The organism is Micromonospora sp. NPDC048986 (assembly GCF_040649335.1).
GTDB classification, from domain to species: domain Bacteria; phylum Actinomycetota; class Actinomycetes; order Mycobacteriales; family Micromonosporaceae; genus Micromonospora; species Micromonospora alfalfae.
The window spans coordinates 235,702-260,775 of the sequence record NZ_JBEZFJ010000008.1; the positions used below are offsets into that span (position 1 = coordinate 235,702).

Annotated in this window: 22 protein-coding genes, 1 tRNA gene and 3 pseudogenes; 12 read left to right on the forward strand and 14 right to left on the reverse strand. The window is 71.7% G+C overall.

Annotated features, from left to right (window positions below; translation table 11 throughout):
- Nucleotides 1-23: 23 nt before the first annotated feature.
- The 7 genes and pseudogenes from fabF to AB0B94_RS18580 all read right to left on the reverse strand — a co-directional run bounded on the left by fabF (nt 24) and on the right by AB0B94_RS18580 (nt 6,756).
- A complete protein-coding gene (gene fabF / locus AB0B94_RS18550; protein ID WP_124855678.1) occupies nt 24-1,250 on the reverse strand; it encodes a beta-ketoacyl-ACP synthase II in 1,227 nt (408 codons plus the stop codon).
- Between the two features lie 2 nt (nt 1,251-1,252).
- Nucleotides 1,253-1,492 carry an acyl carrier protein gene (locus tag AB0B94_RS18555; RefSeq protein WP_030330276.1) on the reverse strand — a complete coding sequence of 80 codons (240 nt, stop codon included), beginning with the start codon at nt 1,490-1,492 and terminating at the stop codon, nt 1,253-1,255.
- Between the two features lie 85 nt (nt 1,493-1,577).
- Nucleotides 1,578-2,522 carry a beta-ketoacyl-ACP synthase III gene (locus tag AB0B94_RS18560; RefSeq protein ID WP_238670069.1) on the reverse strand — a complete coding sequence of 315 codons (945 nt, stop codon included), beginning with the start codon at nt 2,520-2,522 and terminating at the stop codon, nt 1,578-1,580.
- 14 nt (nt 2,523-2,536) lie between these two features.
- Nucleotides 2,537-3,445 (reverse strand): annotated as a pseudogene (locus tag AB0B94_RS18565) (ACP S-malonyltransferase); the annotation flags it as partial.
- Nucleotides 3,446-3,523: 78 nt separating this feature from the next.
- Complete coding sequence (locus tag AB0B94_RS18570; RefSeq protein ID WP_357281011.1) at nt 3,524-4,825, reverse strand: helix-turn-helix domain-containing protein; 1,302 nt, start codon at nt 4,823-4,825, stop codon at nt 3,524-3,526.
- 48 nt (nt 4,826-4,873) lie between these two features.
- Entirely contained in the window at nt 4,874-5,575 is a 702-nt protein-coding gene (locus tag AB0B94_RS18575) for a response regulator transcription factor (protein WP_357281014.1), read from the reverse strand.
- Entirely contained in the window at nt 5,572-6,756 is a 1,185-nt protein-coding gene (locus tag AB0B94_RS18580) for a histidine kinase (RefSeq protein ID WP_357281018.1), read from the reverse strand. Before AB0B94_RS18580 ends, AB0B94_RS18575 begins: the two co-directional genes overlap by 4 nt.
- 313 nt (nt 6,757-7,069) lie before the next feature.
- Between AB0B94_RS18580 and AB0B94_RS18585 the strand changes: the two genes are divergently transcribed.
- Nucleotides 7,070-7,399 (forward strand): hypothetical protein, encoded by a 330-nt coding sequence (locus AB0B94_RS18585; protein WP_238670066.1) that lies wholly within the window; start codon nt 7,070-7,072, stop codon nt 7,397-7,399.
- Between the two features lie 62 nt (nt 7,400-7,461).
- On the opposite strand, the gene AB0B94_RS18590 is transcribed toward AB0B94_RS18585, so the two are convergent.
- Nucleotides 7,462-8,112 carry a hypothetical protein gene (locus AB0B94_RS18590; protein WP_357281022.1) on the reverse strand — a complete coding sequence of 217 codons (651 nt, stop codon included), beginning with the start codon at nt 8,110-8,112 and terminating at the stop codon, nt 7,462-7,464.
- 252 nt (nt 8,113-8,364) lie between these two features.
- Between AB0B94_RS18590 and AB0B94_RS18595 the strand changes: the two genes are divergently transcribed.
- Complete coding sequence (locus AB0B94_RS18595) at nt 8,365-8,982, forward strand: copper resistance CopC family protein (protein ID WP_357281025.1); 618 nt, start codon at nt 8,365-8,367, stop codon at nt 8,980-8,982.
- A 173-nt stretch (nt 8,983-9,155) separates the two neighbouring features.
- Here AB0B94_RS18595 and gltX read toward each other — a convergent pair whose 3' ends face one another.
- The 3 genes from gltX to AB0B94_RS18610 form a co-directional block, all read right to left on the reverse strand.
- Nucleotides 9,156-10,565 carry a glutamate--tRNA ligase gene (gltX, locus tag AB0B94_RS18600; RefSeq protein ID WP_308193523.1) on the reverse strand — a complete coding sequence of 470 codons (1,410 nt, stop codon included), beginning with the start codon at nt 10,563-10,565 and terminating at the stop codon, nt 9,156-9,158.
- Between the two features lie 72 nt (nt 10,566-10,637).
- Nucleotides 10,638-11,915: an MFS transporter gene (locus AB0B94_RS18605; RefSeq protein WP_357281030.1), complete on the reverse strand. Its 1,278-nt coding sequence runs from the start codon at nt 11,913-11,915 to the stop codon at nt 10,638-10,640.
- On the reverse strand, nt 11,912-13,261 hold the full coding sequence (locus AB0B94_RS18610) for a GH1 family beta-glucosidase (RefSeq protein ID WP_357281035.1): 1,350 nt from the start codon (nt 13,259-13,261) through the stop codon (nt 11,912-11,914). The genes AB0B94_RS18605 and AB0B94_RS18610 overlap by 4 nt, the downstream gene beginning before the upstream one ends.
- 188 nt (nt 13,262-13,449) lie before the next feature.
- On the opposite strand from AB0B94_RS18610, the gene AB0B94_RS18615 reads away from it, so the two are divergent.
- Nucleotides 13,450-13,896: an SRPBCC domain-containing protein gene (locus AB0B94_RS18615; RefSeq protein ID WP_357281038.1), complete on the forward strand. Its 447-nt coding sequence runs from the start codon at nt 13,450-13,452 to the stop codon at nt 13,894-13,896.
- 247 nt (nt 13,897-14,143) lie between these two features.
- Here the strand turns inward: AB0B94_RS18615 and aceE are convergent, their stop codons facing one another.
- Nucleotides 14,144-16,882 (reverse strand): pyruvate dehydrogenase (acetyl-transferring), homodimeric type, encoded by a 2,739-nt coding sequence (aceE, locus tag AB0B94_RS18620; RefSeq protein WP_357281041.1) that lies wholly within the window; start codon nt 16,880-16,882, stop codon nt 14,144-14,146.
- A gap of 178 nt (nt 16,883-17,060) precedes the next feature.
- Between aceE and AB0B94_RS18625 the strand changes: the two genes are divergently transcribed.
- Both AB0B94_RS18625 and AB0B94_RS18630 read left to right on the forward strand, forming a co-directional pair.
- Complete coding sequence (locus tag AB0B94_RS18625; protein ID WP_357281044.1) at nt 17,061-17,528, forward strand: hypothetical protein; 468 nt, start codon at nt 17,061-17,063, stop codon at nt 17,526-17,528.
- 26 nt (nt 17,529-17,554) lie between these two features.
- Entirely contained in the window at nt 17,555-17,959 is a 405-nt protein-coding gene (locus AB0B94_RS18630) for a YjbQ family protein (protein WP_238670059.1), read from the forward strand.
- Nucleotides 17,960-18,206: 247 nt separating this feature from the next.
- Here AB0B94_RS18630 and AB0B94_RS18635 read toward each other — a convergent pair whose 3' ends face one another.
- On the reverse strand, nt 18,207-18,731 hold the full coding sequence (locus AB0B94_RS18635; protein WP_357281050.1) for a hypothetical protein: 525 nt from the start codon (nt 18,729-18,731) through the stop codon (nt 18,207-18,209).
- 392 nt (nt 18,732-19,123) lie between these two features.
- Here AB0B94_RS18635 and AB0B94_RS18640 point away from each other — a divergent pair, with 392 nt between their 5' ends.
- The 7 genes and pseudogenes from AB0B94_RS18640 to AB0B94_RS18670 all read left to right on the forward strand — a co-directional run bounded on the left by AB0B94_RS18640 (nt 19,124) and on the right by AB0B94_RS18670 (nt 24,224).
- Complete coding sequence (locus AB0B94_RS18640) at nt 19,124-19,528, forward strand: MarR family winged helix-turn-helix transcriptional regulator (protein WP_357281425.1); 405 nt, start codon at nt 19,124-19,126, stop codon at nt 19,526-19,528.
- Nucleotides 19,529-19,579: 51 nt separating this feature from the next.
- Nucleotides 19,580-19,924: pseudogene (locus tag AB0B94_RS18645) on the forward strand (transketolase); the annotation flags it as partial.
- A 243-nt stretch (nt 19,925-20,167) separates the two neighbouring features.
- Nucleotides 20,168-22,138: pseudogene (locus AB0B94_RS18650) on the forward strand (thiamine pyrophosphate-dependent enzyme); the annotation flags it as partial.
- Nucleotides 22,139-22,250: 112 nt separating this feature from the next.
- Nucleotides 22,251-22,688, forward strand: a complete 438-nt coding sequence (locus AB0B94_RS18655; protein ID WP_030330240.1) for a DUF3052 domain-containing protein — start codon at nt 22,251-22,253, stop codon at nt 22,686-22,688.
- A gap of 87 nt (nt 22,689-22,775) precedes the next feature.
- Complete coding sequence (locus tag AB0B94_RS18660; protein ID WP_238671480.1) at nt 22,776-23,240, forward strand: peroxiredoxin; 465 nt, start codon at nt 22,776-22,778, stop codon at nt 23,238-23,240.
- Nucleotides 23,241-23,316: 76 nt separating this feature from the next.
- Nucleotides 23,317-23,388, forward strand: a tRNA-Val gene (locus AB0B94_RS18665).
- A 281-nt stretch (nt 23,389-23,669) separates the two neighbouring features.
- The gene (locus tag AB0B94_RS18670; RefSeq protein WP_357281056.1) at nt 23,670-24,224 is read left to right on the forward strand and encodes a hypothetical protein; all 555 of its coding nucleotides are present in this window, start codon (nt 23,670-23,672) and stop codon (nt 24,222-24,224) included.
- 71 nt (nt 24,225-24,295) lie between these two features.
- Here the strand turns inward: AB0B94_RS18670 and AB0B94_RS18675 are convergent, their stop codons facing one another.
- Nucleotides 24,296-25,039: an SDR family oxidoreductase gene (locus tag AB0B94_RS18675; RefSeq protein ID WP_357281061.1), complete on the reverse strand. Its 744-nt coding sequence runs from the start codon at nt 25,037-25,039 to the stop codon at nt 24,296-24,298.
- Nucleotides 25,040-25,074: the final 35 nt, after the last annotated feature.

Genomic DNA, 25,074 nt, shown 5'->3' on the forward strand with positions numbered 1-25,074 from the left:
AAGAGGGGCCCTTTCGCAGGATCTCAGGGGCGGGCGAAGACGAGAGCCACGTTGTGGCCGCCGAAGCCGAACGCGTTGTTCAACGCGGCCGGGATCTCCATGTGGCGGGCCTTGTGCGCGGCGACATCCAGGGTGAGGCCTGGCTCGGGGTCGTCGAGGTTGATCGTCGGAGGGACGACACTGTCGCGGATCGCCAGGATGGTGGCGATCGACTCCAGCGCGCCGGCCGCACCGAGCAGGTGACCGGTCATCGACTTCGTCGCGGACAGCACCGGGTGATCGCCGAGAGCCTTGTGCAGCCCACCGATCTCCAGCATGTCCCCGACCGGGGTCGACGTGGCGTGCGCGTTGACGTGCACGATGTCACGCTTCGCCACGTCCGCGTCGGCGATCGCCTTGGCGATGGCCCGGATGGCGCCCTCGCCCTCGGCGTGCGGCTGCACGATGTCGTACGCGTCGGAGGTGATGCCGGCGCCGGCGAGGCGCGCGTACACCCGGGCGCCCCGGGCCGCGGCGTGCTCGGCCCGCTCCAGCACCACGATGCCGGCGCCCTCGCCGAGGACGAAGCCGTCCCGGCCCCGGTCCCACGGGCGGGAGGCCCGCTCCGGGTCGTCGTTGCGGGTCGACATGGCCCGCATCGAACTGAAGCCGGCGATCGGCAGGGGGTGGATGACCGCCTCGGTGCCGCCGGCCACCACCACGTCGGCCCGGCCGGAGCGGATGATGTCCAGGCCGAGGGCGATCGCCTCGGCGCCGGTGGCGCAGGCGCTGGCCACCGAGTGCACGCCGGCCTTGGCGCCCAGCTCCAGCCCCACCCAGGCGGCCGGACCGTTCGGCATCAGCATCGGGATGGTGTGCGGGGAGACCCGCCGCGGCCCGGACGCCTCCAGGATGTCGTCCTGGGCGAGCAGGGTGGTGGCACCGCCGATGCCGGAGCCGACGCTGACGGCCAACCGCTCCCCGTCCAGGTCGGAACCGGCGAGACCGGCGTCCGCCCAGGCCTGCTGCGCCGCGATGATCGCGATCGCCTCGGAACGGTCCAGGCGGCGCAGGCGGACCCGGTCCAGCACCTCGGACGGCTCCACTGCCAACTGGGCGGCGATCCGGACCGGCAGTTGCTCGGCCCACTCCTGGGTGAGGGCACTCACCCCGGAGCGGCCGGCGAGCATTGCGTCCCAGGTCGACGCGACGTCCCCGCCAAGCGGGGTCGTCGCGCCGAGCCCGGTGACGACGACGTCTGGACGACTCATGATCAGGACTGCGCCGCGATGTAGCTGACTGCGTCGCCGACGGTCTTGAGGTTCTGCACCTCGTTGTCCGGGATCTTGACGCCGAACTTCTCCTCGGCCGCGACCACTACCTCAACCATGGAGAGCGAGTCGACGTCGAGGTCGTCGGTGAAGGACTTCCCCTCGGCCACGTCGTCCGGGTTCACCCCGGCAACCTCTTCGAGGATCTCGGCGAGGCCGGTGGTGATCTCGTCACGGGTCATTGCGGTTGGTTCCTTTCATCGGGGTTCTCCGGCGGCCGGCGTCGCCGACCGCCACTCCTGGACGCGTACGCGCCCGAGGGGGTCATCAGGGGCAGCGGACGACCTGACCGGCATAGGTCAGGCCACCGCCGAAGCCGAACAGCAGCACCGGTGCGCCGGAGGGCACCTCCCGGCGCTCGACAAGCTTGGACAGGGCCAGCGGCACGCTCGCCGCGGAGGTGTTGCCGGACTCGACGATGTCCTTCGCGATGATCGCGTCGGGAATGTTGAGTCGCTTGGCGATGCCGTCGATGATCCGGGCGTTGGCCTGGTGCGGCACGAACGCCGCCAGCTCCGACGGGTCGACCCCGGCCCGCTCGCAGGCCTGTAGCGCGAGCGGCGCGATCGCGGTGGTGGCCCAGCGGAACACCGCCTGCCCCTCCTGCTGGATGTACGGGCGCCAACCCTCGATGCGGACCGCGTCGCTCTTGTCCGGCACCGAACCCCAGACGACCGGGCCGATCCCGGTCGGCTCGTCGTCGGCGGTGGCGGAGACCACCGCGGCACCGGCTCCGTCCGCGAAGATGATGCAGGTGGAGCGGTCGGTCCAGTCGGTGAAGTCGGACAGCTTCTCCGCGCCGATGACGATCGCGTTGCGCGACGCCCCGGCCCGGATGGCGTGGTCGACGGTGCCCAGCGCGTACGCGAAGCCCGAGCAGGCGGTGTTGAGGTCGAACGCGCCCGGCGCGGTGATGCCCAACTTGCCGGCGACCCGGCAGGCCACGTTGGGGCTGCGGTCGATGGAGGAGCAGGTGGCGACCACTACCAGGTCGATGTCGGCGGCGGTCAGGCCCGAGTTGGCCAGCGCCTTGCCGGCAGCCGCGGCGGCCATGTCGGCGACGGTCTCACTGTCGGCGATCCGCCGGCTGACGATGCCGACCCGGTCGCGAATCCACTCGTCGTTCGTGTCGACGAGCTGGGCGATGTCGTCGTTGGTCACCACCCGGGAAGGCTGGTAGTGCCCCATCGAGACGATGCGACTGCCAGTCATGAACGACCTCCGATACGGGCGATCAGGTCCCGTGCGGCCGGCAGGTCGTCCGGGGTGTTGAGGGTGACGATCTCCGGGGCGCCGTCGCCCTTGAGTTCCCGCTTGACCAGGCCGGCGAGGGTGCCGGCCGGGGGCAGCTCGATCACGCCGGTGACCCCGAGGTCGGCCAGCGTCCGCATGCACAGGTCCCAGCGCACCGGCGCGGTGACCTGACGAACGAGGCGCTGCACCATTGCCGCGCCGTTGTCGACAGCGGCGCCGTCGAGGTTCGACAGCAGGGTCCGGGCCGGGTCGGCGGGCGTGATCCCGGCGGCCTCCGCGGCGAGCGCGGTCTCGGCCGGAGCCATGTACGGGGTGTGGAAGGCGCCGGCCACCTGGAGTCGGATGATCCGGGTCCGGGCGGGCGGCGCGGCGGCGAGCTTGTCCAGCCCGTCCAGGGCACCCGCGGCGACGATCTGCCCGGCGCCGTTGCGGTTGGCCGGGTAGAGCCCGTTCGCCTCGATCGCGGCGATCACCTCGTCGGGGTCACCACCGAGCACCGCGGCCATTCCGGTCGGCTCAAGCGCGCACGCGGCGGCCATCTCCCGGCCGCGGACGCCGGCCAGTGTGATCGCGGCGTCGGCCGAGAGCACACCGGCCAGGGCGGCGGCACCCAACTCGCCGACGCTGTGGCCGGCGGTGACTGCGACGCCGTCGAGCGGCAGGTGCTCGGCCGCGAGCAACGCCGCGGCGACCAGCAACGGCTGGGTGCGGGCGGTGTCCTTGATCTCGTCGGCGTCGGCGTCGGTGCCCAGGTGCAGCAGGTCGACCCCGGCCAGCGCCGACCAGTCGCGCAGCCGCGCCTCGGTGCCGGTCAGGTCGAGCCAGGGGGTCAGGAAGCCGGGTTTCTGAGAACCCTGGCCGGGACTAAGTACGGCGAGCACGTCTATGACTCTTCCGGATAAAGGCGGGTAACGCGGTGCCGCCTTCGACCAAACCACACTAGGACCTTTAGAGGTTTCCTACAAAGATCGGCGGGGATCATCCTCTGTTTGGGTGGATTTCCGGGTAGCCGGGGTCATTGTCTGAGTCGGGACCGCCGAGGCCAGCGGGGCGACCGGATCCAACCGACCCACTGTCAGCGCGACCTGGAGGGCGAACGCGTCGCGCGGCGACAGTGGCGAGAACCCGGTCACCTCGGCGATGCGCCGCAACCGGTAGCGCACAGTGTTCGGGTGCACGAACAGTGCCCGAGCCGCGCTCTCCAGCGTGCCACCGGCGGCCAGGAAGGCGTCCAGGGTCGCCAGCAGTTCCCCACCGGCGCGCACCAGCGTCGCGTACACATCGTGACGCAGCCGCCGACGGGCCTCGGCGTCGCCGGCGAGGGCCCGCTCCGGCAGCAGGTCGGCGGCCGGCACCGGCCGGGGCGCGCTCGGCCAGGCCGGTGCGGCCCGAAAGCCGGACAGCGCGGCCCGCGCCGACTCGGTCGCCTCGTCGAGGCTCGGTACGGCGGGACCGACCACCACCGGGCCGTCCCCGAACGCGCTCAGCAGTTTCGCGGTGGCGGTCAGCGGGTCAGGCGCGCCGCCCAGCACGATCACCAGCCGGTCGCCGTGGACGCCGCCGATCACCTCCACGCCGATCCGGCGGGCCTGCCGGTAGACCACGTGCAGCACCGCCGAGACCTCGCCGCCGGGCGACCGGCCGACAGCCACCGCCACCGGCGGGGCGTCCGCCCAGCCGAGCGCGGCGGCCCGACTGGCCAGGACGTCCGGCGAGTCACCGCGCAACAGCGCGTCGACCAGCAGCGCCTGCAACCGGGCGTCCCAGGCGCCGCGCGACTCGGCGGCCCGCGCGTACACCCGGGCGGCGGAGAACGCGATCTCCCGGGAGAAGCGCAGCACCGCCTCGCGTAGCTGCTGCTCCTCACCCTCGGCGGCCAGGTGCGCCACCTGCTCCTCGACCACGTCGATCGTCACCTTGATCAACGCCACGGTCTGCTGGAGGGTGATCGACCGGGCCAGCGCCTGCGGGGCGGCGGCGAAGACCTCGTCCGAGACCTCCTGGGTGCTGTCCGCCGTGCCGCCGCCGTCGCGCAGCCACTGCACCAGCGACCTCGCGCCCGCCTGGGCCACCAGCATCACCCAGGAGCGCTGGTCGGCCGGCAGTGCCCGGAACCAGGGCAGCGTCTCGTCCATCCGGGCCACGCTGGAGGTGGCCAACGCCCCCGCCGATCGTTCGATCCGGCGCAGCGTGGCCGACAGCTCCCCATCGCCCGGCGTGCTCACCGCCCTAGCCTGACACGTCGTGAGCAGGCCAACCACGCCGGCACCGGTCCGCCGAGAACTGTCGGCGCGCCCAGCGGGCCCGTCTCACCGCTGCGGGGGAGCGGGCAGGCCCACCTCCTGGGCCAGGATCGCGGCCTGCACCCGGCTGCGCAGGTCCAGCTTCGCCAGGATCCGGCTCACATGAGTCTTGGTGGTGCTCTCCGCCAGCACCAGTCGATCGGCGATCTGCTGGTTGGACAGGCCCAACCCGAGGCAGGCCAGCACGTCGCGCTCACGCGGAGTGAGGGTGCCCAGCGCGGCCCGGGCGTCCGCCGACGCGCCCGGCGCGGTGGCCGCGAACGCGGTGATCAACCGGCGGGTGACAGTGGGTGCGATGAAGCCGTCACCCCGCGCCACCGTCCGCACCGCGCCGACCAGGCCGTCGGCGTCGGTGTCCTTGAGCAGGAACCCGGCCGCGCCGGCCCGCAACGCCCCGAAGACGTACTCGTCGAGGTCGAAGGTGGTGAGCACCAGCACGTCGGCGAGCCCGTCGCTGACGATCGCCCGGGTCGCGGAGATCCCGTCCCGGCGCGGCATCCGCACATCCAGCACCGCCACGTCGGGGCGCAACTCCCGGCACAGGCGCACAGCGGCGTCGCCGTCGGCCGCCTCGCCGACCACCTCGACGCCCGCCGAGCCGTTCAGGATCATCGCCAGTCCGGCCCGTACCGCCGGCTGGTCGTCGGCGAGCACCACCCGAACCGTCGCCGGGCCCGCGTCGTCCGGTGGCCCTGCCGGCCCGGTCACCCGCCCTCCCCGGTGGGCAGGGTCGCCCGCACCTGCCAACGGCCGTCGTGCGGTCCGGCAGTGAACCGGCCGGCCAGCAGCGTGGCTCGCTCCCGCATGCCGATCAGCCCGGCCCCGGCGCCCGGCAACCCGGCCCCGCTCCAGCGCACCGGGTTCTCCACGGTCAGCACCACCTCGGCCGGCCGGTACGCGATCGTCAGCTCCGCCTCACCCGTACCGTGCTTGAGCGCGTTCGTCAGCGACTCCTGCACGATCCGGTACGCGGCGAGGTCCACCCCCACCGGCAACGCGCCCGGCGTGCCATCGGTTCGGACCCGCACCGCGAGGCCGGCCGCCCGGACCCGGTCGACCAGTCCGTCCGCCTCGGCCAGCCGCGCGGTGACCACCTCCGGAGTGGCCGGGTCGGCGCTCGTCCCGGGCTCGCGCAACACCTCGATCATCTGACGCATCTCGGCGAGGCCCTGCACGCTGCTCTCCCTGATCACCCGCAACGCCGACTCCACCTGAGCGCGATCCAGGCCGGGCACGGAGAGCACGGCGGTGGCGTGGATGGCCACCGCGCTGAGGTGGTTCGCGACCACGTCGTGCAGCTCCCGGGCCATCCGGGCCCGTTCGGCGCTGACCGCCTGCCGACGGTCCAACTCGACCAGCCGGGCGGTCTGCTCGGCCCGCGCCCGCTCGGCGGCGGCCTGATCGCGGTACTGCCGCACACTGATGCCGGTCAGGACCGGCAGCAGCCCGGCGAGCACCACCAGCACCCCGAGCGCCGCGCCGCGCCACTGGCCGTACCCGAGCACGCCGACGACCACCCCGACCAGGCTCAGCGCCACGGTGATCCGCAGCAACCACCGCCACAGCCGGGGCGGACCGTACACGCAGGCGTCGTAGAGCACCTGGGTGTAGACCAGGACCGTGCCCAGCGAACTGCCCAGCGCCGTGTCGACCACCAGCGCGCCGGTCCCCACGGCCAGGCTGGCGCGTGGTGCGACCCGCCGTAGGCCGACGGCGACGCAGACCGCCACCAGCGGCGGCAGGAACAACGCCGACGGCACGTTCGCGTCCGGACGGACCTGTGGCTGCCAACCCAGGGCGTACAGCACCAGGCCACCGGCCAGTGACGCGCAGGCCAGCACGAGGTCGCGGCCGAGGGTGCCGGAGTCGAGCCACGGTGGCGCACGCATGCTCCGATCCCACCACAGCCGTCGCCCGTCGTACTCCCACCGAGGGAGGACCTCGACCGCACCGGCATGCGCCGAAAGGGGTACGCGGACCCGTACCGACCGTCGGAGCGCCCGCGGCCGTGACGCCCCTGGTGAACGGCGCCAGAAGAAGCTGTGAACTGGGTAACCGGCTCTCCCGCTCAGCGGCGTCTGGCAGGACCGGCCGGTCCGGACCCCGGGTACGCTGCGCGCGGCCCGTCGGTCCCGGCCAGTACGGTGACAGGGCACCTCGGGGAGAGCACCCGAGGGTGAGGCGAGCGTGAGGAGACCGGGGATGGCGCACGGGGAGGCCGAGCACGGCTGCGCCCAGGGCGAGCCCTGCCGGCCGGGGCACCACGACCCGCAGGCGGCTGGCAAGCACCGCCGGCCGGTCGGCGGCGCACCATCGCACCCGGTGGAGCCACTGCACGGGCGCGTCGATGACGAGCCCGTGCTGCCGCGTCAGCGCTCTGCCGAGCCCACCGGCCTCGCCGAGCCCGACTCGGACGTTCCCGCTGGTTGCCTCAGCGAACTTCCCGGCTGGGCCGGGGCACACCGGCACGGCGCGGTCCGACCGCGGCCGAGGGCCATCCGCCGGGAGCGCCCACCACGCCGCTGGTGCTGAGCACCGTCGACGTACTCGCTGATCAGCGAGTACGTCGACGTCAGTTCAGCGGGTACGTCAGCTCAGCGCGTGCGGCGGCGGATCAGCAGGGCGATCCCGGCGAGGCCGACAGTGATGGTCAGCATCACGCCGACGTTGAGCAGCAGCAGGTGTTGCAGGTCACCGAGCGCCTCGTCGAGGTCCTTCGCCGGGTCGAGCGTGTCCTCCGGGAGGACTCGCTCGCCACCGCCCGCGCCGCCGCTGACCGTGTCGAACTGCCGCTCCAGCGGCACACCGGCGGTGCGCAGTGTCTCGGACATGCTGAGCCGACCCAGGAACCAGCCGGCGCTGGTCTTGCGACCGTCCGGCTGCTTCGCCGGCCGGAAGACGCGGGGGCCGCCGATCGCCTTGGGATAGAGGTCGTAGGTCTGCTTCGGCGTCTCGCCGGCGAGCACCACGACTGTGTATTTCGGACCGAGGTTGGCTGCCTTCGGACCGGTCGGCATGCCGGTGCGGGCGAGGAAGTTGACCTGGTCGATGACCGCGCCCACGAGGGCGGGCTCCTTGTCCGCGTGCAATCGCAGCGGCGCGGACAGCCCGGTGCCGGTGATGTCCACTCCGGCGGGTGCCGGCTTCGGCGCCGCCGAGGCCGAGCCGGCGGTGCCAAGCGCCAGCAGTGCCACCGCCAGCGCGCCCGCCAACGCGGCGACCAAGCGCCTCATGTGTCGGAGCATCCCGCCTCCTCGCCCCGTTCGATGGATGGCTTCGTCGTGACGTCTGGACCGATCTGCCGGTGCGGCATCGACCGGATGGTCGCGTCCACTCCTACAGACTCCGCAGAACGTCGATGAGTTGCAGCTTTCAGAACAGTAATTGGAACTATCTGCGATCTCTGCTCGACTAATGAGGAGCCGTTTGATCAGCGGGCGGATCGTACCCTTACGGAGGGGTTCATGGGGGGCAGGGTTACACGTACGGTGCGGGTCATGCCAGTGGTGTTCGGCGTGGCGTTCGGTGTGTCGTTTCTGGTGCCGGCGACTCCGGCCGCCGCCCACAACCAGCTGACCGGCAGCAACCCGCGCGACGGCGCCCGCGTGGCGTCGGCACCAGCCCGGATCGAGCTGCGGTTCCTTGCCAAGCCGTCGCCGACTACGACGAAGATCACAATAACCGGACCGGACAATGTGGTCGCTGGCGGGACTCCCGCCTTCGACGGCAGTCGGGTGCGGGTGCCGTTCAAGCCGGCCGCCGCCGGGCTCTACATCGTCGGCTACCAGCTCGCCTCGTCCGATGGGCACCCGGTGAAGGGCGAGGTGCGGTTCACCCTCACCACCGGCACCGCCGCCGACCCGTCCGCCTCGCCGTCGGCCGCTGCCAGCACCAACCCGGCCGGCTCGCCCTCGGCTGCCGCGTCGGCCGTGGGCGCACCCTCCGCCGGGCCCGTGTCGGCGACGCCCGCCAGCTCGACGGCCGCAACGGTGCCGGCGGCGTCGGAACAGTCCGACTCGGGTGGCCGCTGGTGGCTCTGGCCGATCGGCGGCCTGGTCCTGCTCGCCGCCCTCGCGGCCGGCCTCGTGTTCCGCCATCGGCGACGGGTTCGATGACCCTCTGCTGCCACCGCTCCCGGTGGCTCAGGTACTACGCGACTCATCCTTTGCTCTGCACCCGCGGAGGCGACGGTTACGGTCTGCGACCGGTGCCTATTGGGGTGCAGAGCAAAGGCGGGTGATGTGGAGTGACGCCGGCGACGCGCTCGTGACGCGTCGACGGGCGACAGTCAGACCAGGCGCAGGCGGGCGGCGCGGATCCGGGTCAGGGTGCGCTCGCGACCGAGCACCTCCAGCGACTCGAACAGCGGCAGACCCACGGTGCGGCCGGTGACCGCTACCCGCACCGGCGCCTGCGTCTTGCCGAGCTTGAGGCCACGCTCGGCGCCGACCGCCTCCAGCGTCGACTTCAACGACTCGGCGTCCCAGGACTCCAGCGCCTCGAACGCCGCGACGGCGTCGTCCAGCAGCTCGGCGGAGCCGTCCTTCATCGTCTTGGTCCAGGCGGCCTCGTCGATCAGCGGTGAGGCCAGGAAGAGGAAGTCGACGTTCGGCACGATCTCGCTGAGCACCGCGATCCGCGTCTGAGCCAGCGGCGCCACGGCGGCGAACGCGTCGGCGTCGAACTCCTCCGGCTGCCACGGCGGCGGCGCGATGGTCCCGGTGCCGGTCAGCCACGGCTGGCAGGCGTCGATGAACTCGGCCACCGGCAGCGCACGAATGTACTCGCCGTTGAACGCGCGCAACTTCTTCTCGTCGAAGAACGCCGAGGAGAGATTGACCTCGTCCAGCCGGAACTCGTCCTCGATCACCGACCAGGGAACGATCTCCCGGTCGCCGGAGGGGGCCCAGCCGAGCAGCATGAGGTAGTTGCGCATCGCGCCGGCGAGGTAGCCCTCGTCGCGGTACGCCTCCAGGGCGACCTTGTCCCGGCGCTTGGAGAGCTTCTGCCGCTTCTCGTTGACCACCACCGGCACGTGCGCCCAGATCGGCGGCTTGACCCCGAGCGCCTCCCACAGCAGTTGCTGCTTGGGAGTGTTGGGCAGGTGCTCCTCGGCCCGGATCACGTGCGTGATCCCCATGGTCATGTCGTCGACGACGTTGGCCAGCAGGAAGACGGGTGAGCCGTCGCCCCGGGCGATGACGAAGTCCTCGATGAGCTTGTTCTCGAACGTGGGCTCACCACGGATCAGGTCGACCACCACCGTCGCGCCCTCGTCGGGCGTACGGAAGCGCAGCGCGTGCCCCGGGCCGGGGCCGAGGCCACGGTCGCGGTGGTAGCCGTCGTAGCCCTGGTACTGCGAGCCGGTGCGGGCCTGCACGTCCTCGCGGGTGCAGTCGCAGTAGTAGGCGCGGCCCGACTCGAACAGGCGCGCGGCGGCAGCCCGGTGCTCGCCGGCGTTCGCCGACTGGAAGTACGGGCCCTCGTAGCTGCCCCGGGAGATCCCGATCCAGTCCAGCGCGGAGAGGATGCCCTCGGTCCACTCGGGCTTGTTGCGCGCCGCGTCGGTATCCTCGATGCGCAGCACGAACACGCCGCCCTGCTGCTTGGCGTAAATCCAGTTCTGCAGCGCCGAGCGGGCGCCGCCGACGTGGAACATGCCGGTCGGGGAAGGGGCGAAGCGCACACGTACTGTCACGTCCCCCAGCCTACGGCGGTACGCGACTGCTTTCCGCCACGGCCCCCCAGGGCGTGCGTCAAAGCCCCTGGCTCACCGGACCGAGCGGATCTTGACGACCAGCGCGCTGCCGAGCAGGGTGACCACGGCGGTGACCGCGTAGAGCGTGGGATAGCCACCCAGGTACACCACGAGCGGGGCGGAGAGCGCCGGGCCGAGCACCTGCGGCGCCGAGTTGGCGATGTTGATGACGCCCAGGTCCTTGGCCCGGTCGGTGGCCCGGGGCAGCACCTGGGTGATCAACGCGGCGTCCACCGAGAGGTAGACGCCGTAGCCGGCGCCGAGCAGCAGCGCCGCGACGATCGCCATCGGCCAGACCGGCGCGACAGCGAGCAGCAGCGCCGCCACCGCCATGATCAGCCCGGAGACGATCACGTAGATCTTGCGGCGGCCGGAACGGTCGGACATCCGGCCGGCGACCACGGCGGTCAGCATCATCCCGAGCGTGTAGAGCAGGATCAACACCAGCAGGCCGCCCTCAGGGTCGGGGTGGCGCACCCCGTCGCTGAGGAAGTACAGCAGGTAGAGGGTGCCCAGGGCGTTGCCCAACTGGACCAGGAACCGGGTGATCCAGGCCCAGGCGAAATCCGGGTGCCGGCGGGGGCTGATCCACATCGAGGCCAGCAGCGCCCGCGTCCGGAGCGCCGGCCGATGGGTACGCGGCAGCGGTTCGTCGGGGGTGAGCAGCGCGAAGGGCAGCGACAGCAGCAGAATGGCCACGGCGATGGCCAGGTAGCCGGCGGCGTTGCCGGTGACAACGGCGGTGACCAGCACCGCGCCGAGCACCAACCCGAGCGCCTGCGGGATGCCCACCCACCCGGAGACCCCGCCGCGCTGGCGCACCGGGACCCGGTCCGGGATGGCGGCGGTGAGGCTGGCCAGCATCGCGTTGAAGCAGACCTGCGCGGCGACCCAGCCGAGGGCGACGCCGAGGATGGTCCGTTGCTGGGCGAGCAGCACCAGGGCCGCCGCGCCGAGCACTGCCCCGCCCGCCGTCCAGACGTGCCGACGACCGAACTCGCGGCCGGCGATCCGCAGGCAGGTCCGATCGGAGAACGCGCCCGCCAGGGGGTTGGCCAGCACCGCGGCCAGCGCGCCGAGGCCGGTGACCACGGCCAGCATGTTCTCCTTGTCGCCGGGCGCGATCTGCTCGATCTGTTGCGGCAGCAGCACCTGGATGGGTGTGAAGAACGCCATCCACACGCCGAGGTTGGCCGCGAAGATCAGGCCGATCCAGCCGCGCCGCACCGGCACCGTCGGCTCGGCGAGCGCCGCCGGCAGCGACGACGGCGTCGGGTCGAGGGTGGTCACCGCGCCGACCCGGGCCGGCTGGCCGCGATCACGTCCCGCAACCAGGTGTACGACGACTTCGGCGTACGGGTCTGGGTGGCGTAGTCGACGTGCACCAGACCGAAGCGCTTGGTGAACCCCTCGGCCCACTCCCAGTTGTCCAGCAGCGACCAGACGAAGTACCCGCGGACGTCCACCCCGTCGTCGATGGCGGCTCGGACGGCCCGCAGGTGTCCGTCGAGGTACGCGATCCGCTCCGGGTCGGCCACCTGCCCGTCGGTGTCGGGAGCGTCGTCGTACGCGCAGCCGCTCTCGGTGATCTCGATGGGCGGCAGCGCGTCGCCGTAGGTGTCGCGCAGCCAGCCGAGCAGCTCGCGCAGCCCGTCGGGGTCCACCGGCCAGTCGAAGGCGGTGCGCGGGTAGCCGTCCAGCGGCACGAGGTCGAACGGCAGGGGAGAGCCCTCCTCGGCAGCCCGTACCCCGGTGGGGTTGTAGTAGTTCACGCCGAGCACGTCGATCGGCGCGGCGATCGTGTCGAGGTCGCCGGGGTGGATGACGCTCGGGTCGAAGCCGGGCAGCTCCGGGTAGCCACGGCCGAGCAGCGGGTCGGTGAAGAGCCGGTTGTGCAGCGCCTCGTACGCCGCCCCGGCGGCCCGGTCGGCGTCGTGGTCGCCGAGCACCCGCACCGGCGAGTAGTTGTTGGCGATCGCCACCGGGCTGGCGGTGTGGGTCCGCAGCGCGGCGACCGCGAGCCCGTGCCCGAGCAGTTGGTGGTGGGCAACGGGGAAGGCGTCGAACAGCAGCATCCGTCCGGGGGCGTGCACACCCATGCCGTAGCCGAGGCTCATGTGGATGAACGGCTCGTTGAGGGTGATCCAGAGCCGGACCCGGTCGCCGAGGCGGGCGGCCGTCTTCTCGGCGTACTCGGCGAAGCGGGCGGCGGTGTCGCGGTGCATCCAGCCGCCGGCGTCTTCGAGGGGTTGCGGCAGGTCCCAGTGGTAGAGGGTGGCCACCGGGTCGACGCCGGCGCCCAGCAACTCGTCCACCAGGCGGTCGTAGAAGTCCAGGCCGGCCGGGTTGGCCGGGCCGGCGCCGGTGGGCTGGACCCGGGGCCAGGCGATGGAGAACCGGTACGCGGTGACGCCGAGGCCGGCCAGCAGCGCCACGTCCTCGGTGTGTCGGTGGTAGTGGTCGCAGGCCACCTCGCCGCTGCTGCCGTCGCTGATCCGCCCGGGGGAGCGCGCGAAGGTGTCCCAGATGGACGGAGCTCGGCCGTCGGCCGTGGTGGCGCCCTCGATCTGGTGGGCCGATGTGGAGACGCCCCAGCGGAAGCCGGTGGGGAACTGGGGCATTGGTGCGGTTGACATGCGCCCTCCCGGTCAACGTGAAACGTGCTCGGGACTTTAGGGCGCTCTCGATGAATGCGCCATAGGCCGGCCTGAGGCAATGCGCAATGGTTGATCGGCGTGTCTTTTTCCGAACCCGTCCAGGTAAGTCCGATTTAGCGCATAGAGTGCCGATATCGTGGGATGTCCTCACCGGAGGAAAGACGGAAATGATCCTCGTGGAACGCAGTGCGCACGTGGCGGCGCCAATTGAAGTGGTCTGGGATGTCGTGCAGCGGGCCGAGCAGTTGCCGGCCTGGCTGGCCGGGGTCCGAGCGGCCGAGGTGCTCTCGGGAGAGGGCTTCGGGCGGCGACAACTCGTCCAGGCGGGGCGCGGCTCGGCGCATGAGGCCGAGGTGATCGCCTACCAGGAGCCGACGCTGATCGGCTGGCGGGAACGGGCCAAGGGCGCTGGCTCTCGGGCGGAGGCGCGCACCGAGATCTACGTCCAGCTCACCGGGGACGAGGAGGAGGGCGGAACCGTCGTGCGCCTCATAGTGGTCCGCTGGCCGGCCGGCCCGGTCAAGGCGGCCATGCTGCGCCTCGGACTGCGTCGGGTCGGCGCCGACCTGGAGGACTCGCTGGCCCGGCTCACCGACCTGGCCGCCGTCGGCTGACGAGCGCCCATCCTCCCGGCGTCACCCGCGACGGCGGTGGTCCGGATCCCCGCCAGGGCCCCCGGACCGCCGCCGCTCCCGTCCCTTGTAGGCGTCGATCATGGACTTGTGGTGCCTGGTGCGCGGTGATGTGCCCTCCTTGTCCACCAGCACAACTCCTTGATCGACCCGGTACGGGTGTGGTGTGGGGAAGCAGCCAGAAGGGCCCGGCGCGTCAGCGCCGGGCCCTTCCGGGGTCGTGCCCTGTCTAGCTGTCGCCGCCGGTCTCGCCGACCGGGGCGGCGTTGACGTCGTCGATCGCGTACTTCTTGGCGGCCTCGGCCGGCACCGTCGCCGCCACCGCGCCGCTGCGGGCGAGCTGCCGCAGCGTGGCCACCACGATCGACTCCGCGTCGACGTGGAAGTGCCGGCGCAGCGCGTGCCGGGTGTCCGACATGCCGAAACCGTCGGTGCCGAGCGACGTGTAGTCGCCGGGTACCCAGCGGGCGATCAGGTCCGGTACCGCACGCATGAAGTCGCTGACCGCGATCTTCGGCCCGTCCGCCTCGGCCAGCTTCTGCTGGATGTACGGAACCTTCGCCTCGGAGCCCGGGTTGAGCAGGTTGTACTCCTCGGTCTCCACCGCGTCGCGGCGCAGCTCGGTCCAGGAGGTCACCGACCAGACGTTGGCGCCCACCCCCCAGTCCTGGGCGAGCAGCTGCTGGGCCTTGAGCGCCCACTGCATCCCGGTGCCCGAGGCGAGCAGGTTGGCCTTCGGGCCGTCGACCTGCGGCGCCGGCGAGTAGCGGTAGATGCCCTTGAGCAGGCCCTCCACGTCCACGTCGGCCGGCTCGGCCGGCTGCAGCGTCGGCTCGTTGTAGACCGTCAGGTAGTAGAAGACGTTCTCCTGCGCGTCCCCGTACATCCGGTGCAGACCCTGCTCCAGGATGTGCGCGATCTCGTACGCGAACGCCGGGTCGTACGCGACCACTGCCGGGTTGGTGGCGGCGATCAGCAGCGAGTGCCCGTCCTCGTGCTGAAGGCCCTCACCGTTGAGCGTGGTCCGACCCGCTGTGGCGCCGAGCAGGAAGCCCCGGGCCATCTGGTCGGCCGCGGCCCACAGCCCGTCGGCGGTCCGCTGGAACCCGAACATCGAGTAGAAGATGTACATCGGGATCATCGGCTCGTCGTGCGTGGCGTACGCCGAGCCGGCCGCTGTGAACGAGGCCACCGAACCGGCCTCGTTGATCCCCTCGTGCAGGATCTGCCCGGTCGTCGACTCCTTGTACGACAGGAACAGCTCGCGGTCGACCGAGGTGTAGCGCTGGCCGTGCGGCGAGTAGATCTTCGCGGTCGGGAAGATCGAGTCGAGACCGAAGGTGCGGGCCTCGTCCGGGATGATCGGCACCCAACGCTTGCCGAACTCCTTGTCCTTCATCACGTCCTTGAGCAGACGGACGAAGGCCTGCGTGGTGGCCACCTTCTGCTTGCCCGAGCCGCGCTTGATGTCGGCGAACCGCTCCGGGCCGGGAATGGCCAGCCGCTTCGTGCTGGTCCGCCGGGACGGCAGGTACCCGCCGAGCTGCTCGCGCCGCTCCTTGAGGTACGCCATCTCGTCGGACTTCTCGCCCGGGTGGAAGTACGGCGGCAGGTAGGGGTTGTCCTCCAGCGCCGAGTCCGGGATGTCCAGGTAGAGCCGGTCGCGGAAGGTCTTCAGATCCTCCAGCGTCAGCTTCTTCATCTGGTGGGTCGCGTTGCGGCCCTCGAAGTGCGAGCCGAGCGTCCAGCCCTTGATCGTCTTCGCCAGGATGACAGTGGGCTGACCGGTGTGCTCGGTGGCCGCCTTGTAGGCCGCGTAGAGCTTGCGGTAGTCGTGCCCACCCCGCTTGAGGTTCCAAATCTCGTCGTCGCTGAGCGGCTCGACCATCTTGCGGGTCCGGGCGTCCCGGCCGAAGAAGTGCTCGCGCACGTACGCGCCCGACTCCGCCTTGTAGGTCTGGTAGTCGCCGTCGGTGGTGGTGTTCATCAGGTTGACCAACGCGCCGTCGGTGTCCGCGGCGAGCAGCGGGTCCCACTCACGACCCCAGACCACCTTGATCACGTTCCAGCCGGCACCCCGGAAGAACGCCTCCAGCTCCTGCATGACCTTGCCGTTGCCCCGGACCGGGCCGTCCAGCCGCTGCAGGTTGCAGTTGATCACGAAGGTGAGGTTGTCCAGCTCCTCGCGGGCGGCGACGCCGATGGCGCCGAGCGTCTCCGGCTCGTCCATCTCGCCGTCGCCGAGGAACGCCCAGACGTGCTGCTGGGAGGTGTCCTTGATGCCGCGGTGCTGCAGGTACCTGTTGAACCGGGCCTGGTAGATCGCGTTCAGACCGCCGAGACCCATCGAGACGGTGGGGAACTCCCAGAAGTCCGGCATCAGCCGAGGGTGCGGGTACGAGGGCAGTCCACCACCGGGGTGCGACAGCTCCTGGCGGAACCCGTCGAGCTGGTGCTCGCTGAGCCGCCCCTCCAGGAACGCCCGCGCGTACATGCCGGGGGAGGCATGGCCCTGGTAGAAGATCTGGTCGCCACCGCCCGGGTGGTTCTTGCCCCGGAAGAAGTGGTTGAAGCCCACCTCGTAGAGCGACGCCGAGCTGGCGAAGGTGGAGATGTGCCCGCCGACGCCGATCTCCGGGCGCTGAGCCCGGTGCACCAGCATGGCGGCGTTCCACCGGACGTACGCCCGGATCCTCCGCTCGACGTGCTCGTCACCCGGGAACCAGGGCTCGCGCTCCGACGGGATGGTGTTGATGTAATCGGTGGTGGTCAGGGGCGGAACCCCGACCTGGCGCTCACGGGCGCGCTCCAGGAGGCGCAGCATGACGTAGCGGGCGCGTTTGGCCCCGCGTTCGTCGATGACACCGTCAAGCGACTCGACCCATTCGCTGGTCTCTTCAGGGTCGATGTCCGGAAGCTGGCTCGGTAGGCCGTCGCTGATCACCGGGCGCTTGCGTTCCGTAGCCACAGGCGTTCCCTCGGTTGTGTGTGGGATAGGTCTCTAGCGCCATCCTGCCCCCTGGTGGCACCCGTCGTCACGTCTAGGTGCCCCCGACGCGATGCTGAACACAGGTACTCACCAGTAACTTAGCGCGACGGCCCGGTGAAACCCGAGCGGTTTGACCGCTACTCCTACCGTTACCGCCATGAACGGACGCCGTGTCGCGGTCGCCGCGAGCATGATCGTTGTCGGGGTGGTTGGCCTGGTCATTGGCGCTGTCACGCTCGCCTCCGGCAACCTGCCGATGGTCGGGTTGGTGGCCCTCGGCGCCCTGGTGGCCGTGCTCGGCGCTGGTCTGCTGCGCGACGCGATCCGCGCAGCCCGTCTCAACGGCCACGATCGCCGCCGCCGTCCGGACTCGGACGCCGCCGGGTACGGCGTCTACCCCATGCCCGCCGGAGACGCCGGGAGCGGGCACGTCGGCCACCAGCGCGACGGCGACCACGACCGCTCCGACGATACGGAACCAGCCGGCGGCAGCGGCGACTCCGGGGGAGGCTGGTCCGGCTGGGGCTGGTCCAGCGGTGACTCCGGCGGCGGCTGGTCCGGCGGTGACTCCGGCGGCGGCTGGTCCGGTGGCGGCGACTCTGGTGGCGGTGGCGGCAGCTCCTGACCTGACCCTGCGGCAGAATGCGACGTATGCGCAGCGACGTGATCACCGTCCAGACCGGGTCCCGGCCAACCGTCCGGGACATCACCGCGGAGGCCCAGCAGTTCGTCTCGGGCGAGGGCGACGGCCTGCTGCACGTCTTCGTGCCGCACGCCACCGCCGGCCTGGCGATCATCGAGACCGGGTCGGGGTCCGACGACGACCTGCTCAGCGCCGTGAACGACCTGCTCCCCACCGAGGACCGCTGGCGGCACCGACACGGCTCGCCCGGCCACGGCCGCGACCACGTGCTGCCGGCGTTCATCCCGCCGTACGCCACGCTGCCGGTGCTCGGCGGTCGGCTGGCGCTCGGCACCTGGCAGTCGATCTGCCTCGTCGACACCAACGGCGACAACCCAACCCGCCAGGTCCGCTTCTCCTTCCTCCCCGCCTGACCTCGACCGCACCTCCCACGCCCGCGCCCCGCGCTGCCCGCGCCCCGCGCTGCCCGCGCCCCGCGCTGCCCGCCACGCCAAGATCGTGCTCGATCCTGGATCTAGTGGTGTGCGGTTCGCGGGATGCCACTACAACCAGGATGTTGCGCGATCTTGAGAGTTGACCTCGTCGACCTCGTCGACCTCGTCGACCTCGTCGACCTCGTCGGGCGTCAAACATCGGACGTCGGGTGTCGGGCGCGTCGGGTCACCGCCTGCGGAACAAGCCCTGGCTCCGCATGCCGGTCAGGCTGCGGGTCGGTGCGTCCCGGTAGCGCAGGCGGACCGTTCGTTGACTGGCGGCGATGAACTGCCGACGCGCGGCCCAGACCTCCTCGTGAACCAGGCTGATCTTGGCGGCGGTCGGGATCGGGTGCGCCGATCCGAGTCGGGCGAAGCGGTAGTCGGCTTCGTGGAGGCCGACGGCAGCGTCCACGGCCCGCCCGGGCGCGAGGAGGCGGATCTTCGTGAGAGCCGCCATCTTCTGCCGGTGCGCGGTCTCGACCCGTGCCACCCAGTCCGGGGCGTCATCTGCCGCCGCTCCTTCGAGGTGGTCCCGGACCGCCCGGGACGAGTCGAAGCTCGAATCCAGGAAGGTCACGAGCACGTCGACCAGCACGTCTCTCGCCCAGCGTTCCCGCTCGCGCTGCCCGGAGTAGTAGATGTTCAGCGCGGCCAGCACCGCGGCGAGCGCCGCCGCGATCGCCGAGACGAAAGAGGCTTTGTCTGCCACAGCACCTCCTCGTGCCCGCCGCCGACTCTCGCCGGTCGCAAGGCATCGGGGTCACGACGATCGCCCGGCGGCGCGGGGCGACGTGGGCATCGACAGCCTGCCTGACGCATCCCGGACAGGGCAATGGCAGAGCGGTGCCGGCCGGCGGCGGCATGACCGGCGGCGGGGCGTGGACGTGGGCTTGGCGCCCGCAGGTCGGGCCGGGCCGGTGTTGCCCGTCCGGTCGGTGTGCTGGAACTGCGCAGCTCCGGCGGCCAGACCCGCCCCGGACCTGATCGGTGAGCTGCCGCAACGGGTGTGCGGCGTACGATGTGGTCGTGACGCGGCAGGTGGGTTCCGCTGTGGGCGGGCCGGCGGATCGGGCCGGTCTCGCCGTCGATGTGGTGCGACGGATGGCACACGTCACCGCCGCGCTGCGGCACCGGCAGGGCTCCGCGTTCGCCGAGTTGGGGCTCACCCCGGCGGCGGCCCGGGCGCTGCGGGAGTTGGACCCGGACCACCCGCTGCCGGCCCGGGAGCTCGCCGGTCAGTTGGGTTGTGACCGGTCGAACGTGACGGTGCTGGTCGACAAGCTGGAGCAGGCCGGGCTGGTCGAGCGCCGCACCGACCCGGCGGATCGGCGGCAGAAGACGCTGCTGGTGACCGAGGAGGGTCGCGTCGTGCGAGCCCGGGTGGTCGAGGTGATGTCCGACTCCCGACTGCTGTCCGGGCTGAGCGACGATGAGCTGAGCACCCTTCGTGACCTGGTCTGGAAGGTGTCCGACGGCGGCTGTCCGGAATCCTTCGGCCCGGAGTGAGCGCACCCCTGCCAGCCGTGTCCCACTGGGCGAGCAGGGCTTCCGTCGGTAATGCTGTCCGACGTGACCACCCCGCAAGATCTCGACGACCGGTTCCGGGAGACGCTGGCGGCGCTGCCTGCCGCCGAGCGGCGGCGTGACCCCGCCGACCCGGTCACCGATGACGCCCCGCTGACCGGCGCGCAGGTGCTGGACCTGTTCGACGCGCAGGTGACCAGCCGGCAGCTCGACCTGGCCGGCCGCTGGTTGCGTAGCTTCGGGGAGGGTTTCTACACCATCGGCTCGGCCGGGCACGAGGGCAACGCCGCGGTCGCCGCCGCGCTGCGTCCCACCGATCCGGCGCTGCTGCACTACCGCTCGGGCGCCTTCTACTGCCTCCGGGCCGCCCAGGTCGCCGCCGACCCGACGCTGGCCACCGACTCCGAGCCGTCCGGCGACCCGTCCCGGACCGCCGACCCTGACCAGGACGCCGACCGATCCCGGGCCGTCGCCGCCGAGCGGTCCGAGCCTGAGTCGACAGTCGACGGCCCATCGACACGTGACACCGAGCCGAACGGCGATCCGCAGGTGTCCGAATCGGAGCCTGCCGTCGACGGCGCATCGACACCGGCGACCGGGGTCGGCAACGGGTTCGGGGCGTACGCCGACGCGGCCCGGGACGTGCTGCGCGGGATGGTCGCGTCAAGCCTTGAGCCGATCGCCGGGGGCCGGCACAAGGTGTTCGGCCGGGCCGACCTGGCCATCGTGCCGACCACCTCGACCATCGCCTCGCACCTGCCCCGCGCGGTCGGGATGGGACTGGCTGTGGAGCGGCTGCGCCGGTTGGACAGCGCCGGTCGGCGTGCCGGGGCCGGCGTGCGGGTGGGCAGCGGCGCGGGCGCCACGCACGCCCCCTGGCCACCGGACGCCATAGTGGTCTGCTCCTTCGGCGACGCCTCGGTCAACCACGCCAGCGCCACCGCCGCCTTCAACACCGCCGGGTGGTACGACCACGCCGGGCTGCGGATCCCGGTGCTCTTCGTCTGCGAGGACAACGGGCTGGGCATCAGCGTCCGCTCGCCGGAGGGCTGGGTCGAGGCGAGCCTGCGGGCCAAGCCGGGCATCCGCTACTTCAGCGCGGACGGAGCCGACCCGGTGCGGACGTACGAGGTGGCGGCGGAGGCCGCGGCCTGGGTACGCCGCAATCGGCGGCCGGCCGTGCTGCACCTGCGCACCGTACGGCTGATGGGGCACGCCGGGGCGGACGCGGAGTCGGCGTACCGGAGCCCGGCCGAGCTGGCCGAGGACCTGGACCGGGACCCGGTGGCCGCCACCGCGCGGCTGCTGGTCGACGCCGGCGTGGCGACCGGTGAGGAGCTGCTGGCCCGGTACGACGAGACCGGCTGGCAGGTACGCCGGCTGGCCGAGGAGGTGCTGGGCGAGCCGAAGCTGGCGTCCGCGGCCGACGTGGTGTCGGCGCTGGCCCCACGTCGTCCGGTGCGGGTGGCGCGGGCGGTGGCCGACGCCGCGGCGCGGGCCAGCGGGCCGGGCGCGGGCGCCCGAGCGGAGGCGTTCGGCGGCAAGCCGCCGGAGTTGGCCGGGCCGATGACCCTGGCGCAGAGCATCAACGCGGCACTCGCCGACGGGATGCTCGACCACCCGCAGATGGCGCTCTTCGGTGAGGACGTGGCCGCCAAGGGCGGCGTGTACGGGGTGACGAAGGGGCTGCGCGACCGGTTCGGGGCGGCCCGGGTCTTCGACACCCTGCTCGACGAGACGTCGGTGCTCGGGCTGGGCCTCGGTGCCGGGCTGGCCGGGATGCTGCCGGTGCCGGAGATCCAGTACCTGGCGTACCTGCACAACGCCGAGGACCAGTTGCGCGGCGAGGCGGCCACCATGCGGTTCTTCTCGCAGGGGGCGTTCCGCAACCCGATGGTGGTGCGGGTGGCGGGCCTGGCGTACCAGGAGGGGTTCGGCGGGCACTTCCACAACGACAACTCGGTGGCCGTACTCCGTGATGTGCCCGGTCTGGTGGTCGCGGTGCCGGCGCGGCCGGACGATGCCGCGCCCATGCTGCGGACCTGTCTGGCGAGCGCGGCGGTGGACGGCAGCGTCTGCGTGTTCCTGGAGCCGATAGCGCTCTACCACACCCGCGACCTGTACACGGACGGTGACGGGGAGTGGCTGGCCGGCTATCCGGAGCCGGGTGGGTGGGTGGCCGGGCACGTGCCGATCGGGCGGGCCCGGGTCTACCGGGTCGGCTCGGCGGACGACCTCACCATCATCACCTTCGGTAACGGGGTGCGGATGTCGCTGCGGGCCGCTGCCGTCCTCGCCGAGGAGGGGGTGGGCACCCGGGTGGTGGATCTGCGCTGGCTGGCTCCGCTGCCGGTGGCGGACATCATCAGGGAGTCCTCGGCGACCGGCCGGGTGCTGGTGGTGGACGAGACGCGCCGCTCCGGCGGGGTCGGCGAGGGCGTGATCGCCGCGCTTGTCGACGCCGGATATGTCGGTGCGGCGCGTCGAGTGGCGGCAGTTGACTCGTTTGTACCATTAGGTCCGGCAGCACGTCACGTACTGGTCTCCGCGGAAGCCATTACCGACGGTGCCCGTACGCTGCTGGCACGGTAAATTCCGTTCCACCCGGTGCGCCACTTGCGCGCAGACCAACAACTGTGTGGACTTTGCCTGACGGCGTCGCACCGACGCCGCGAGCAGGGACGAGATGAGGAGGCACGCGACAGTGAGCGCGACCGCTGGTCAGGCCGCCGACGGGGTACGCAGCCTGGCGGACCGGTTCGGGATCGAACCGGGGATGGTCGTCATGGAGATGGGGTACGACGACGACGTCGACCAGGATCTCCGAGACGCCCTGACCGACCGCTGTGGAGATCTTGTCGACGAGGACACCGACGAGGTGGTCGACGCGGTGCTGGTCTGGTACCGGGACGGCGACGGTGACCTTTTCGAGCTGCTCGTCGATGCCCTCGGCCCGCTGGCCGACAACGGCGTCGTGTGGCTGCTCACCCCGAAGGCGGGGCGCGAGGGGCACGTCGAGCCGAGCGAGGTCGCGGAGTCCGCGCCCACCGCCGGCCTTCAGCAGACCTCGACGGTCAACGCCGGCCGGGACTGGAGCGGCGCCCGTCTGGTGCTGCGCCGAGGGGCCAAGGCCAAGAAGTAGCCAGCGCCGCTCCGCTCGCCCGACGGTCCGCCCACCGCCGGGTAGCAGACTGACGCCGTCACCCGACTCGACGCGAGGAGAGTTCGTATGCTCATCGAGGTTGGTGCCGAAGCACCCGACTTCGTGCTCAAGGACCAGAACAACCAGGAGGTCCGTCTCTCGGACTTCCGGGGCAGACGTACCGTGCTGCTGGTCTTCTACCCGCTCGCCTTCACCGGCACCTGCCAGGGCGAGTTGGGCGAGGTGCGCGACAACCTCGGCGAGTACGTGAACGACGACGTCCAGGTGCTGACCGTCAGCGTCGACTCGGCCTACAGCCACAAGATCTGGGCTGACCGTGAGGGCTACCAGTTCCCGATGCTCGCCGACTTCTGGCCGCACGGTGCAGTCGCCCAGGCGTACGGGGTCTTCAACGAGGTGGCCGGCTTCGCCAACCGGGGCACCTTCGTCATCGACAAAACCGGAGTGGTCCGCTTCGCCGAGATGAACGGCCCGGGCGAGGCCCGCGACCAGCAGGGCTGGCGCAAGGCCATCGCCGAAGCGACAAACTGACCGGGGTACGCCGTGCGCCCGGGTCGGTGGCGGGCAGGTAAGCTTGCCAGCCACCGGCCCGCCACACCGGCGATCCGGGCGCGTAGCTCAGTGGGAGAGCACCCGCCTTACAAGCGGGGGGTCGCAGGTTCGAAACCTGCCGCGCCCACACTTTGATCAACAAGCGACAAGGGGCCACCGGCGGTCAGCGCGGCTTCGATCCGCCGTGGTGCCTCGTCGTGCGGGACACAGACGTCGACGTGGAGGCGATTCCGCTACCACGACACAGGGGCTGCGATCCACTGCCGTCGTTCCTCCGCCTTTCGATGCACGCCCCGGCGGGCGACGCTGTCACGCGGAACTTCACCATCGAGCCGACCGATTGGAACGCCGCGCGGGAAACGGGAAGGCCGGGGCGGGCCGGACGGCGGGCACCGCCATGATGGGCGGGTGCAGGACACCGTCGCCGTCGCGCTGATCACCTCACTGTCCACCTTGGCCGCCGCCGCCCTGACCGGGCTGGTCGGCGCGCTCAGTGCCCGTCGACAGTTGGCCCACCAGCTCACCGTCGCCGGGCAGGAGAGTGCCGAGCGACGGGAAACGCGTCGGGATGAGCTGCGGCGGGACGCGTACGTCGGGTTCCTGGGCGCTTGCGACCAGGCGTACCGGCAGTTGGACCGGCGGTGGCTGGACGCCGGTGGGGGTGAGCCGGTGCCCGGCTACGACGAGGCGTACGCGGCGATGCGTGCCGTGGACGAGGCGTACAACCTGGTGTTGCTGGCGGGCCCGGCGGAGGTCGCGGCGGCCGGCCGGGCCGTGTTGACCAGCCTCACCACTGAGTACGCCGACCAGCGCCGCCTCGGCGACGAGCCGGGCGACCGGGGTGTGCCGCTGCGCGACCGGCACCGGGAGCGTTGGCTGGCGGCGATCGAGGTACGGACAGATCGCCGGCTCTCGTTCGTCGACGCGGTACGCCCGGTGTTGGATCCCGACGCCTCTCAGTAGCCGGTGACGCGCGCCCGCCGATCGTCGGGCCACCGCCGAGTCCGTTCCCGAGGCGGCACCCCCCGGACTGCTCAGCTGGTGAAGCCGCCGTCCACGTTCACCACCGCACCGGTCAGGTAGCCGGCCTCGGGGCTGGCCAGGTGCGCGACGGTGGCCGCGATATCGGCCGGGCGAGCGTACCGGCCGACGGCGGTGAATCCGCGGATCGTCGCCGCGTTCGGTCCGTCCGCCGGGTTGGCGTCGGTGTCGGTGGGCCCGGGGTTGACCAGGTTGACGGTGATGGCCCGTGGGCCCAGCTCACGGGCCAGGCCCCGGGTCAGCCCGACCAGAGCGGTCTTGCTCATCGCGTAGAGCGCCAGCCCGGGAAAGACCGCCCGTTCACCGACGTTGCTGCCGATGCTGATGATCCGTCCGCCCTCGCCCAGGTGCCGCAGCGCCGCCCGCGCGGCGACGTACGGTGCCCGGATGTTGACCGCGACCGTCTGCTCCACCTCGGCGGCGCCAAGGTCGTCCACGGCGCCGACCGTGAACACGGCGGCGTTGTTCACCAGGATGTCCAGCCGACCCAGTTCGGCTGCCGCCCGGTCGACAGCGCCCTGCACAGCGGCCGGGTCGGCGGCGTCCGCCTGGATGGCCAGCGCCCGCCGGCCCAGCGCCCCGATCTGCTTCACCACGGTCGCGGCCCGTTCGGCGTCCTGCCGGTAGGTCAGCGCCACGTCGGCTCCGTCCTGTGCCAGGCGCAGGGCGATGCCGGCCCCGATGCCCCGGGAACCCCCGGTCACGAAGGCGACCTTGTCGTTGAGTGTCGTCGTCATGCGAACGATCATCTGGCGGCGCCGACCTCCCGTCT